Consider the following 12,124-nt stretch of genomic DNA (forward strand, 5'->3'; position numbering starts at 1 on the left):
ACGGGGCGACCTCCGGTCGGATCTCGTTCTGGCGGTGCGGGCGGAAGGAGAGCAAGGGGACGACGGGGCGCGCGGGGCGCGGGTGACTCACCGGAGTGTCTCCTGGGTGGAGAGCCCGGCGTCGAGGTGGCCACTGGCGTCGGCGGCGTCGAGCGGGTCGTCCGCGTCGGCCCGGTGCATCCGGAGCCGGTCGCGGCCGACGCCCGCCTCCGGGAGGCGGAGCGTGAAGGTGGACCCCTGGCCCTCGGCGCTCCAGACGGTGACCTCGCCGCCGTGCGACGCGGCCACGTGCTTGACGATCGACAGGCCGAGGCCGGTGCCGCCGGTGGCGCGGGAGCGGGCGGGGTCGACCCGGTAGAAGCGTTCGAAGACCCGCTCGCGGTCCTTCTCCGATATGCCGATGCCCTGGTCGGTGACGGCGATCTCGATCAGGTCGCCGCCGGGGGCGGCGACCCGGCGGGCCGCTATGCCCACTCTGGTACGGGCGGGGCTGTAGTTGACGGCGTTCTCGACGAGGTTGCCGAGGGCCGCGGCGAGCTGGCCGCGGTTGCCCCAGACGTGCAGGCCGGCCGCGCCGCCCGAGGCCATGGTGATCTGCTTGGTGCCCGCCTGGTGGCGGCAGCGGTCGACGGCCTCGGCGACGAGCTCGTCCACCCGGACGGGCTCGGAGTCCTCCAGGGGATCGTCGTTCTGCACCCGGGAGAGGTCGATGAGCTCCTGCACCAGGTTGGTGAGCCGGGTGGCCTCGATCTGCATCCGGCCCGCGAACCGGGTGACCGCCTCGGGATCGTCACTGGCGTCCATCACGGCCTCGGAGAGCAGCGAGAGCGCGCCCACCGGGGTCTTGAGCTCGTGGCTGACGTTGGCGACGAAGTCCCGGCGGACGGCCTCGATGCGGCGCGCCTCGGTGAGGTCCTCGACCAGCAGCAGCACCAGGCGGGAGCCCAGCGGCGCCACCCGCGCGGAGACCGCCAGGGCCTCGCCGCGGCCGGTGCCGCGGCGCGGCAGGTCCAGCTCCACCTGGCGTATCTCCCCGTCGCGCCGGGTGTCGCGGGCCATCTGGAGCATCGCGTCCACCGCGAGCCGGCCGCCGCGCACCAGGCCCAGGGCGTACGCCGCCGAGCTGGCCTTGACGACGGCGTCGCCCTCGTCCAGGACGACGGCGGAGGACCGCAGCACGGAGAGGACGGTGTCGACGCCGGGTGGCAGGACCGCGTCGGTGTGCAGCGAGCTGCGGCTGGGGCGCGCCTGGTCGCGCTCGCTCCAGCGGAACGCCAGCATGGCGATCACACCGGTGCACAGGCCGGCGAGGGCTGCCGCTGCGGCGACGGCCGCGTCCACGTTCATGCCTCCAGGTTATGCGGGGGCACCGACAGCCCCACAGCCAAATGGGGGGCGTCTCGAACACACGTTGCCGAGAGTTCACCTTGAGGTCGGCGGTGGTTCACTCCGGGGGTCGACACCCGTCGCGTTCCGGCCGGATCGTGGTACCGGACGGCCCGAAAAGCGCCGGACCGCGGCCCCGGCCGCCGCCCACTCGAAGCAAGGCTCGAAGCGAGAGAAGGACACGATGCGGGACGCGTACCACGAGGAGCTGGACTCGATAGGCGACGGGCTGGTCGAAATGGCCCGGCTCGTCGGCTCCGCCATAGGGCGTGCCACGACGGCGATCCTGGACGCGGACCTCAAGCTCGCGGAGGCCGTGATCGCCGCCGACAGCAAGGTGGACGACCTCCAGCGGGACCTGGAGGCGCGAGCCATCGCGCTGCTGGCCCGGCAGCAGCCGGTCGCCACCGACCTGCGGATCGTGGTGACGTCGCTGCGCATGAGCGCCGACCTGGAGCGTTCCGGCGACCTCGCGCAGCACGTCGCGAAGCTCGCCCGGCTGCGCTTCCCCGACACGGCGGTCCCGCGCGACCTGCACTCGACGGTGCTGGAGATGGGTCAGCTCGCCCAGCGGCTGATGGCCAAGGCGGGCGAGGTGCTGATCACCAAGGACGTCGACCTGGCGCTCCAACTGGAGCAGGACGACGACGCCATGGACCTGCTGCACCGCGCCCTCTTCCAGCACCTGATGGACGACCGCTGGCAGCACGGCATCGAGACGGCCGTGGACGTGACCCTGCTGGGCCGCTACTACGAGCGGTTCGCCGACCACGCCGTCTCCGTCGCCAAGCGCGTCGTCTACCTGGTCACGGGCGAGCACGCGGACGAGCTCAACCAGACGGGGAACACCCCCGGCGCAGGACAAACCTCGTGACACCCCACGTGCGCCCGTACGCCCCCTGACGCACCCGGTGCGCCCGCACAGTCGTACACCCGACGCATTGACGACCCACGCCGGGTGAGCGTTGAGTGGGGTGTGGCAGACCACCCATCGAGGAGGTACCGCATGACCGGTTCTCTTGCGCACACCCCAGAGCGCGTGACCCCCGCAGCACCCGCGATGAGCGGATGCCAGTGCGGTCCCGGCTGCACGTGCGGCTGCCAGAGCGGCGGCTCCTGCCAGTGCGGCGGCGGCTGCGGCTGACACGCCTCGTCCACGTCACTCACGGGAAGGGCCCCCGGGCGGCCGACGCCGCCCCGGGGGCCCTTGCCCGTGCCGGACCGCTCAAGGGCCGGGCTCCCGGGCTTACTTCTTCTTGCCCTGGTTCTTCACGGCCTCGATCGCGGCCTTGGCGGCCTCCGGGTCGAGGTAGGTGCCGCCGGGGACGACCGGGCGGAAGTCGGCGTCGAGCTCGTAGGCGAGCGGGATGCCGGTGGGGATGTTGAGGCCCGCGATGTCGGCGTCGGAGATGCCGTCCAGGTGCTTGACCAGGGCGCGCAGCGAGTTGCCGTGGGCGGCGACCAGGACGGTGCGGCCGGCCAGCAGGTCCGGGACGATGCCGTCGTACCAGTACGGCAGCATGCGGACGACGACGTCCTTGAGGCACTCGGTGCGGGGGCGCAGCTCCGGGGGGATGGAGGCGTAGCGCGGGTCGTCGCTCTGGGAGAACTCGGCGCCGTCCTCCAGGACGGGCGGCGGGGTGTCGTACGAGCGGCGCCAGAGCATGAACTGCTCCTCGCCGAACTCGGCCAGGGTCTGGGCCTTGTCCTTGCCCTGGAGGGCGCCGTAGTGGCGCTCGTTCAGGCGCCAGGAGCGGTGGACGGGGATCCAGTGGCGGTCGGCCGCCTCCAGGGCCAGTTGCGCGGTACGGATGGCGCGCTTCTGGAGGGAGGTGTGGACCACGTCAGGGAGCAGGCCGGCGTCCTTGAGCAGTTCTCCGCCGCGGACGGCCTCCTTCTCGCCCTTCTCGTTGAGGTTGACGTCCACCCAGCCGGTGAACAGGTTCTTCGCGTTCCACTCGCTCTCGCCGTGGCGGAGGAGGATGAGCTTGTACGGTGCGTCGGCCATGCCCTTGAGCGTAATCGACGAGGTGGGGACGCCGCTCCCGGTGCCGCTCACGGCGCCGTTTGACACACCTTGTCAATTGAATGGCGTGCCCACGCCAGACGCTCGTAACGTGCGGAGCACCGGAACGGCACTTACCTCAGGGGGGCGGACGCGTGATGACGCGGATGGGCAGAGCGGCGAGGGACAGCGTGGCGGGGCTCCCCCGCGCGTTCTGGTGGCTGTGGGTCTGCACGCTGGTCAACCGGCTGGGCGCGTTCGTCGCCACGTTCCTCGCCCTGTACCTGACCCTGGAGCGCGGCTACTCCGCGTTCTTCGCCGGGCTGGTCGCCGCCCTGCACGGGCTCGGCGGGGTGATCGCCTCGATCGGGGCGGGGGTGATGACCGACCGGCTCGGGCGGCGCCCCACCCTGATGATCGCCCAGGTGTCGACGGCCGCCTCGGTCGCGCTGCTCGGCTTCGTGCACGATCCCGTGTCCATCTCGGGCGCCGCCTTCCTGGTGGGACTGGCGAGCAACTCCTCGCGGCCCGCCGTCACCGCGATGATGGCCGACATCGTCCGGCCCGAGGACCGGCTCCGGGCGTACTCGATCAACTACTGGGCGATCAACCTCGGTTTCGCGATCTCCTCCACGGCGGCCGGCTTCGTCGCCGAGTACAGCTACCTGGCCGGCTTCCTCGGCGAGGCCGCGATCACGCTCGTCTGCGCCGTCCTGGCCTACTTCACGCTCCCCGAGTCGCGGCCCGAGCCGGCCGCGCCGTCGGACGCCGGCAAGGCGGCGCCCGCGGTGGGGCTGGGCACCGTCCTGCGGGACGGGCGGTTCATGGGCGTCACCGGCCTGGCCTTCCTGGTGGCGCTCCTCTTCACGCAGAGCTCGGTCGCGCTGCCGGTGGCGATGGGCCGGGCGGGGCTCTCCACCCGGGACTACGGCATGGTCATGGCCGTCAACGGCATCATGATCGTCATCCTTCAGATCCCGGTGACCCGGATCATCGAACGCCGGGACCCGCGGACGCTGCTGGTCTTCTCCGCGCTGCTCGCCGGGTACGGCTTCGGCCTGACCGCGTTCGCCGGCTCGGTCGGCTTCTTCGCGCTGACCATCGCCGTCTGGACGCTCGCCGAGATCGTCAACGCCCCCACCCAGTCCGGCATGGTGGTGCGCTTCTCGCCGCGCCACGCGCGGGGCCGCTACCAGGGCGTGTTCTCGCTGTCCTGGACCCTGTCGGCCCTGATCGCGCCGCTGACGGGCGGCGCGGTCATCGAGGAGTTCGGCGCGGACGTGCTCTGGGCCGCGTGCGCGGTGATCGGCACCTTCGCCGCGGCCGGCTACTGGCTGCTCACCCGGAACCTGCCGGAAGAAGGCGCCAGGGATGCCAGGGACGCAAGGGACGCCGTGGATGCGGCGCACGCGGCGGGCGGGGCGGCCCCGGAGAAGCGGCCCGCCCCCGTGCCGGCCGAGGGCGCGTCAGCCTGACGCCTCGTCGGCTCCCGTACGTCCCTCGCCCGTCAGCCGTCCGAACGCCTCCAGGTTGCGCGTGGACTCGCCCCGCGCGGTGCGCCACGCGTACTCCTTGCGGATCGCGCTCGCGAACCCCATCTCCAGCAGCGTGTTGAAGCTGCCGTCCGCGTTCTCCAGCACGACGCCGAGGATCCGGTCGACCTCCTCGGGTGTGACGGCGGCCAGCGGCAGCCGCCCGACGAGGTAGACGTCGCCGAGGTGGTCGACGGCGTAGGCGACGCCGTACAGCCGGGTGTTGCGCTCCAGGAGCCAGCGGTGCACCGCCTCGTGGTTCTCGTCGGGGCGGCGCACCACGAAGGCGTTGACGGAGAGGGAGTGGTTGCCGACGACCAGCGAGACGGTCGTCGACAGCTTCCGCGTACCGGGCAGCTTCACGACGTACGTGCCGTCGGACGGGCTCTCCCACTCGAGCCCGGCCTCGCCGAGCGTCCGTTCGATGACCGTCTTCGCGTCGGGCATGCGCTGATCAGACATGTGCCGAGCGTAGGCGACGCCGCCGTTCGCCGATCGCCTCGGTGTACACCGCGGCCGTGGCGGCGGCCGCCGTGTCCCAGCCGAAGGACCGTGCGTGCGCCGCCGCCGCGGCGCCCATCGTGGCCGCGAGCTCCGGGGCGTCCGCGAAACGTTCCAGCGCCCGCGCGTAGTCGGCGGGATCGTGGCCGTCCACCAGGAAACCGCTGGTCCCGTGCCGGACCGCCACCGGCAGGCCGCCCACCGCCGCCGCGACGACCGGCGTACCGCACGCCTGCGCCTCCACCGCCACCAGGCCGAACGACTCGCTGTGCGAGGGCATGACCAGTACGGACGCCGCGCGGTACCAGTCCGCGAGCCGTTCCTGGTCGACCGGCGGGCGGAATCTGACCACGTCGGCGATGCCCAGCCGGGCGGCCAGCTTCTGGAGCTCCTCCGGCTTCGCCATACCGCTGCCGCTCGGGCCGCCGACCACCGGCACGACCATCCGCGACCGCAGCGCGGGACGCCGGTCCAGCAGCTCGGCCACCGCGCGCAGCAGCACGTCCGGCGCCTTCAGCGGCTGGATCCGGCCCGCGAACAGCGGCACCAGCGCGTCCTGCGGCAGCCCGAGCCGCTCGCGCGCGGCTGCCCGGCCGTCGGCCTCCCGGAACCGCTCCAGGTTGACGCCGGGGTGGACGACGGCGACCTTGTCCGGCGCCGCGTCGTAGTGCCGGATCAGCTCCTCGGCCTCCCCCTCCGTGTTGGCGATCAGCCGGTCGGCCGCGCGGACGATCTGCGTCTCGCCGATCACCCGGGCCTGCGGCTCCGGGGTGTCGCCCGCGGCCAGCGCCGCGTTCTTCACCTTGGCCATCGTGTGCATCGCGTGCACCAAGGGCACGCCCCAGCGGTCGGCCGCCAGCCAGCCGACATGGCCGGACAGCCAGTAATGCGAATGGACGAGGTCGTAATAGCCCGGCCGGTGGCCCGCCCACGCCTGCGTCACCCCGTGCGTGAAGGCACACAACTGGGCCGGCAGCTCCTCCTTCGCCAGCCCCTCGTACGGGCCGGCGTCGATGTGCCGGACGAGGACGCCGGGCGCCAGCTCCACGGCGGGCGGCAGTTGCCCGGTGGTCGCCCGCGTGAAGACCTCCACCTCGATGCCGAGCGCGGCGAGCCGCTTGGCGAGCTCCACGATGTACACGTTCATGCCGCCCGCGTCGCCCGTGCCGGGCTGGTGCAGCGGCGACGTGTGGACGCTGAGCATCGCGACACGGCGCGGCAGCCGGCCCTGCGCCCGGCGCAGGAACTGCTGCGACCGGGAGAAGGGGCTGCCCTGCGTACGGGTACGGCGCGTGCCGCGCCGGGGTGCGTACTGGCTCACCGTTCGGGTCCTCCGTCCGCCTGGGGGGGCGTGCGTACGTCAGGGGTCAACCCTTCGAACACGGGGCCGGGGATTCCCCTTCCCTCCTTTACCAAAGAGTGATGCGGCCCTCACGGACCGAGGCCGAACCGGAACCGCTTACGCTCGGTGCATGGCCGCCGCCCGCCCCTCCCCCGCCCCGCACCACCGCCCCGTCGGGACGGCGACGCGCGGCACGACCAATCCGAACCGGTTGCGCCGGATGGACCGCTGGATCACCGCCGCCCACGCCTCCGCCCTGCGCCGCGCCGCCGACCCCGTCGCCGTCGACCTCGGCTACGGGGCCGCCCCCTGGACCGCCGTCGAGCTGCTGGAACGGCTGCGCCGGGTGCGCGCCGACGCGCAGGTGGTCGGCGTCGAGATCGACCCGGCCCGGGTGGCCGCGGCCGCCCCCTACGAGCGCGACGGGCTGGTCTTCGCCCACGGCGGCTTCGAGGTCCCCCTCGCGGCCGGCCGCCGGCCGCTGATCATCCGCGCGGCGAACGTACTGCGCCAGTACGACGAAGCCTCCGTCACCACCGTCTGGGAGCGGCTGTGCGCCCGGCTCGATCCCGACGGGCTGCTCGTCGAGGGCACCTGCGACGAGATCGGGCGGCGGCACGTGTGGGTCGCGCTCGGCCCGGAAGGCCCCCGGACCGTCACTTTCGCGGCGCGGCTCGGGTCGCTCGGCTCACCCTCGGACCTGGCCGAACGGCTGCCGAAAGCGCTCATCCACCGGAACGTGCCGGGGGAGCCCGTGCACGCCTTCCTGCGGGACTTCGACCGGGCCTGGGCGGCCGCGGCTCCCTACGCTTCGCTGGGTGCGCGGCAGCGGTGGATCCGGGCTGCCTCGTCGCTGGCCGGGGACTGGCCGCTCGCGGACGGGGTCCGGCGGTGGCGGCAGGGCGAGGTCACGGTGCGGTGGGAGGCGGTGGCCCCTCGGGGGTGACCGTGCCCCGATCCCACCCTTTCGCCGTTTCCTGGGGGCTGCGCCCCCAGACCCCCCTTTCACGGCTTCACCGCTCGTCCTCAAACGCCGGACTGGCTGGATAGCGCGCCCGGGCACACACTTCAGCCCGTTGGGGGTGCCCCCTCTGGGGGAGGGGCAGGGGCTAGCCCACCCCCAACACGGCCAGCAGGGCGTCCACCAACCCGCGGTCACGCTCGTGTGTCAGGCGCGCTCGCGCCTCCTCCGCGGGCAGCCATGCCAACCGGTCCACCTCCCGGTTGGGAACAAATGCACCGCCAACAGGCCGCGCCGCCCAGTACCGCACCTCCTTGAGGCGCCCGTCCGCGACGGGATAACGGGAGGTCGGGAGGGCCGCCCCCAGGACGCAGTCCAGGCCCGTCTCCTCGCGCACCTCCCGCAGGGCCCCCACCCGCGCGGACTCGCCGCGCTTGAGCTTGCCCTTCGGGAACGACCAGTCGAGGTACTTCGGCCGATGGACGAGGGCGAGCTCGACGCCGCCTCCCGGGCCGCGCCGCCACAGCACGCACCCCGCCGCGCGGACGACCGCGTCCTCCGTCCCGTCCTCGGGCCGCACGGGCTTCACCGGGGATGCACCCCCGTCCGCTGCCAGACCCGGCCGAAGGCGAAGCGCGCCGCCTCCACCTCGTACCGCTGGTCGGCGTGGAGCACGCCCAGGGCGTACGCGGTGGCCGGGGCGATGCGCGGGGTGCGGGCGGCGGCCGCGGCGTAGGCGGCGGCCTCGGCCGCGTCGCGGTGGCGGTCGAGGGCCTGGCCGGCGCTCAACAGCCGTATGGTCAGGCCGGGCTCGACCTCCGTCTGGTGCTGCTCGTCGAGCACCTCCTGCGCGTACCGGCGCAGCCGCACCAGCAGCCGCACCTGGTGCCAGGGGGTGTCCTGCCGGCTCTCGGCCGCCGGGACGCCCGCGTCGGCGAGGGCGTGGGAGAGGGCCTCGGCGTTGTACGGCAGGCCGGCGGCGGGGAGCAGCAGGGTGTCGACCGCTTCCAGGAGGGCCCGGTGGCTCTGTTCGGCCAGCAGCGGCAGGGCGTCCTGGGCCCGCAGGGCGCGGGCGGACGGGTCGAGCGGCGGGTCGGTCGACAGGACGGCGACGGCGTCGGCGACGGCGTGGAAGCGCGCGGAGCCCAGGGCCTGGAGGGCCGCCGAGTGGGCGCGCGTCCGGGCCAGCGTGAGCTGGCGTTCGAGCAGCGCGCCGGCGCGCGCGGCGCCCACGGCGGGCGCCGCGGTGCTTCCCGCCTCGGCCGCGCCGGACAGCCGGTGCAGTGCGCCCCGCAGCCGGGCCAGCCGGGCCGCGCAGGCGTACTCACGCCCCAGCGTCTCGGTCAGCCAGGCCAGTTCGGACCGGAACTGGTCGGTCCACGGCACCTCGGTCAGCGGGCGGAAGACGTGGAGCGTCCCCGCGATGCGGCGGGCGGCGCCGCGCAGCAGGCGGACGGCCTCGGCCGCCTCCTCCGCCGCGGTCCCGGCACCGTGCCCGCTGTCGCCGTGCAGTCGCAGACCGCGCAGGAACTCCGTCGCCTGTTGGTGCAGATAGCGGGTGAGGACGTCGGCGGCGCTGCCCGTGCCGTGCGGCGGCCGGCCGCCGTCCGCTGCCCGGAGTGTCCGATGCGTCAGCGGCGGCGGCCCGGCGTCGGGCGCACCGGCCGTGTCCGTCGTCGTGTCGGTCCGCCCCCCGGCCGCGGTGAGGGCGCCCGAGGAGTCAGGGGGTCGCTGTGCCACGCCGGCGCCTCCGGGCGTCGATGAGGATTTCCTGGACGTTGCGCAGCGGCCGGCCTTCGGCGTCGGTCGCGTGGCGGGTCCAGCCGCCGTCCGGGCCGAGGTGCCAGGACGCGGTCCGGTCGGACATGCCGAGTTCCAGCAGCCGGCTGAGCGAGGCGCGGTGCGCGGGGTCGGTGACCCGGACGAGCGTCTCGATGCGCCGGTCGAGGTTGCGGTGCATCATGTCGGCGCTGCCCAGCCACACTTCGGGCTCGCCGCCGTTCGCGAAGGCGAAGACGCGGGAGTGTTCCAGGAACCGCCCCAGGACGCTGCGCACCCGGATGTTCTCCGAGAGACCGGGCACCCCAGGCCGCAGCGCGCAGATCCCGCGCACCCACACGTCCACCGGGACCCCGGCGCGCGAGGCGCGGTAGAGGGCGTCGACCACCGTCTCGTCCACCATCGCGTTGACCTTGATCCGGATGGAGGCGGGGCGGCCGTCCCGGCGGTGGGCGATCTCCCGTGAGATCCGTGCCACCAGGCCGTCCCGGAGCGAGCGGGGGGCGACCAGGAGCCGCCGGTAGGTCTGTCGGCGGGAGTAGCCGGACAGCCGGTTGAAGAGGTCGGAGAGGTCGGCGCCCACCTGCGGGTCGGCGGTGAGCAGCCCCAGGTCCTCGTAGAGCCGGGCGGTCTTCGGGTGGTAGTTGCCCGTCCCCACGTGGGAATAGCGGCGGAGGGTGTCCCCCTCCTGCCGTACCACCAGCGACAGCTTGCAGTGCGTCTTCAGCCCGACGAGCCCGTAGACGACATGGCAGCCGGCCTCCTCCAGCTTGCGCGCCCACTTGATGTTCGCCTGCTCGTCGAAGCGCGCCTTGATCTCGACGAGGACGAGCACCTGCTTCCCGGACTCCGCGGCGTCTATCAACGCGTCGACGATCGGGGAGTCGCCGGACGTCCGGTAGAGCGTCTGCTTGATGGCGAGGACGTCGGGGTCGGCCGCGGCCTGTTCGAGGAAGGACTGGACGGAGGTGGAGAACGAGTCGTACGGGTGGTGGAGCAGCACGTCCCGTTCGCGCAGGGCGGCGAACACGTCGGGCGCCGACGCGGACTCCACCTCGGCCAGGTCCCGGTGGGTCCCGGCGACGAACGTGGGGTACTTCAGCTCCGGCCGGTCCAGTGCCGCGATGTGGAACAGGGCGGTCAGGTCGAGCGGGCCGGGCAGCGGGTAGACCTCCGCGTCGGAGATCTTCAGCTCGCGGACCAGCAGGTCGAGGACGTACGGGTCGATGGACTCCTCCACCTCCAGCCGCACGGGCGGGCCGAAGCGGCGGCGCATGAGCTCCTTCTCCAGGGCCTGGAGCAGGTTCTCCGCGTCGTCCTCCTCGACCTCCAGGTCCTCGTTGCGCGTCACCCGGAACATGTGGTGCCCCAGCACCTCCATCCCCGGGAACAGCTCCTCCAGATGCGCCGCGATCACGTCCTCCAGCGGCACGTACCGCTGCGGCGACGCCTCCAGGAACCGGGACAGCAGCGGTGGCACCTTCACCCGCGCGAAGTGCTCGTGGCCGCTGACCGGGTTGCGGACGACCACCGCGAGGTTGAGCGACAGCCCGGAGATGTACGGGAAGGGATGCGCCGGATCGACGGCGAGCGGGGTGAGGACGGGAAAGATCTGCTGCCGGAAGAGGGTGAAGAGGCGGGACTGCTCCTTCTCGGTCAGCTCCGGCCAGCGGATCAGGTGGATGCCGTGTTCGGCCAGCTCAGGGGCCACGTCCTGCTGGTAGCAGGCGGCGTGCCGGGCCATGAGCTCGCGGGAGCGGGTCCAGATCAGCTCCAGCACCTCGCGCGGCTGCAGGCCCGACGCGGAGCGGGTGGCGACGCCGGTGGCGATGCGGCGCTTGAGCCCGGCGACGCGGACCATGAAGAACTCGTCGAGGTTGCTCGCGAAGATCGCCAGGAAGTTGGCGCGTTCCAGCAGCGGCGTGGCGGGGTCCTCGGCCAGCTCCAGCACCCGTTCGTTGAACGCCAGCCAACTGCGCTCGCGGTCCAGGAAACGGTTCTCGGGCAGCGACTCGCCGTCCCGGGCGGGGTCCTCCGCGCGGTCGTCGTAACCGTCGGCGTAGTCGATCCCCGCTTCCGCGGCGCCGTGGGCTTCGGCGTAGCGGGCGGGGTCCCGGCCCTCGTAGTCGCCGTAACCGTCGTCATCGCCGTAGCCGACGCCGTAGCCGTCGAGGTCGGCGTCCAGGTCGGGTTCGAGCTCGGGGACGTCCGGGGCGGCCGGGCCGGGGCGGTGCGCGGCGGCCAGGAAGCCGCCGGGGCGCGGGACCGCGTACCGGTCACCGGACGGCCGCTCCGCTGCGCGGTCCTCGCGGGCCCGCCGCTCTTCCCGGCCTTCCCTGTCATCGCGGACTTGCCGGTCTTCCCGGACCTGCCGGTCTTCCCGGTCCTGGTCTTGCCGGGCCGGCCGGTCTTCCCGGTTCCCCCGGGGGCACGAGGACGACGGAGGGTCTGCCATGCCCTCATTGTTCCGCTCGTCCTGGAGGGCGGGCACGGCGGCGACCGCGGTTCCGCGTGGCCTGCGTTGTCGTGCGTGGGGGGCGACCGGCTGCATTCCGCAAGACTGGCAACCGCGGTTGAATCACGGGTAACGCCCACATGGCGTGCGGGAAACCCGGACG

General features: G+C 73.3%; 10 protein-coding genes. 3 read left to right on the forward strand and 7 right to left on the reverse strand.

The window, feature by feature from the left end:
* Positions 1 to 87: 87 nt before the first annotated feature.
* Positions 88 to 1,347 (reverse strand): two-component system sensor histidine kinase PhoR, encoded by a 1,260-nt coding sequence (gene phoR / locus ACZ6X9_RS05265; RefSeq protein ID WP_469776521.1) that lies wholly within the window; start codon positions 1,345 to 1,347, stop codon positions 88 to 90.
* Positions 1,348 to 1,570: 223 nt separating this feature from the next.
* On the opposite strand from phoR, the gene phoU reads away from it, so the two are divergent.
* On the forward strand, positions 1,571 to 2,260 hold the full coding sequence (phoU, locus tag ACZ6X9_RS05270; protein WP_469776522.1) for a phosphate signaling complex protein PhoU: 690 nt from the start codon (positions 1,571 to 1,573) through the stop codon (positions 2,258 to 2,260).
* A gap of 372 nt (positions 2,261 to 2,632) precedes the next feature.
* Here phoU and ACZ6X9_RS05275 read toward each other — a convergent pair whose 3' ends face one another.
* Positions 2,633 to 3,394: a phosphoglyceromutase gene (locus ACZ6X9_RS05275; protein WP_436779057.1), complete on the reverse strand. Its 762-nt coding sequence runs from the start codon at positions 3,392 to 3,394 to the stop codon at positions 2,633 to 2,635.
* 155 nt (positions 3,395 to 3,549) lie between these two features.
* On the opposite strand from ACZ6X9_RS05275, the gene ACZ6X9_RS05280 reads away from it, so the two are divergent.
* Positions 3,550 to 4,866 (forward strand): MDR family MFS transporter, encoded by a 1,317-nt coding sequence (locus ACZ6X9_RS05280; protein WP_469776523.1) that lies wholly within the window; start codon positions 3,550 to 3,552, stop codon positions 4,864 to 4,866.
* On the opposite strand, the gene ACZ6X9_RS05285 is transcribed toward ACZ6X9_RS05280, so the two are convergent.
* Together ACZ6X9_RS05285 and mshA are read right to left on the reverse strand one after the other, a co-directional pair.
* Positions 4,858 to 5,385: a type III secretion system chaperone family protein gene (locus ACZ6X9_RS05285; RefSeq protein ID WP_469776524.1), complete on the reverse strand. Its 528-nt coding sequence runs from the start codon at positions 5,383 to 5,385 to the stop codon at positions 4,858 to 4,860. The two genes, ACZ6X9_RS05280 and ACZ6X9_RS05285, sit on opposite strands and share 9 nt — an antisense overlap.
* Positions 5,378 to 6,745 (reverse strand): D-inositol-3-phosphate glycosyltransferase, encoded by a 1,368-nt coding sequence (gene mshA / locus ACZ6X9_RS05290; RefSeq protein ID WP_469776525.1) that lies wholly within the window; start codon positions 6,743 to 6,745, stop codon positions 5,378 to 5,380. Before mshA ends, ACZ6X9_RS05285 begins: the two co-directional genes overlap by 8 nt.
* Before the next feature lie 151 nt (positions 6,746 to 6,896).
* Between mshA and ACZ6X9_RS05295 the strand changes: the two genes are divergently transcribed.
* A complete protein-coding gene (locus tag ACZ6X9_RS05295) occupies positions 6,897 to 7,712 on the forward strand; it encodes a class I SAM-dependent methyltransferase (protein ID WP_469776526.1) in 816 nt (271 codons plus the stop codon).
* A 163-nt stretch (positions 7,713 to 7,875) separates the two neighbouring features.
* On the opposite strand, the gene ACZ6X9_RS05300 is transcribed toward ACZ6X9_RS05295, so the two are convergent.
* Genes ACZ6X9_RS05300 through ACZ6X9_RS05310 form a run of 3 tightly spaced genes read right to left on the reverse strand, consistent with a single transcriptional unit; the run spans position 7,876 to position 11,961 of the window.
* On the reverse strand, positions 7,876 to 8,316 hold the full coding sequence (locus ACZ6X9_RS05300) for an NUDIX hydrolase (protein WP_469776527.1): 441 nt from the start codon (positions 8,314 to 8,316) through the stop codon (positions 7,876 to 7,878).
* Entirely contained in the window at positions 8,313 to 9,467 is a 1,155-nt protein-coding gene (locus ACZ6X9_RS05305; RefSeq protein ID WP_469776528.1) for a CHAD domain-containing protein, read from the reverse strand. The genes ACZ6X9_RS05300 and ACZ6X9_RS05305 overlap by 4 nt, the downstream gene beginning before the upstream one ends.
* Positions 9,448 to 11,961, reverse strand: coding sequence for an RNA degradosome polyphosphate kinase (locus ACZ6X9_RS05310; protein WP_469776529.1), 2,514 nt, complete (start codon positions 11,959 to 11,961; stop codon positions 9,448 to 9,450). Before ACZ6X9_RS05310 ends, ACZ6X9_RS05305 begins: the two co-directional genes overlap by 20 nt.
* Between the last annotated feature and the right edge of the window lie 163 nt (positions 11,962 to 12,124).

This window comes from Streptomyces sp. NPDC052910, assembly GCF_055585605.1.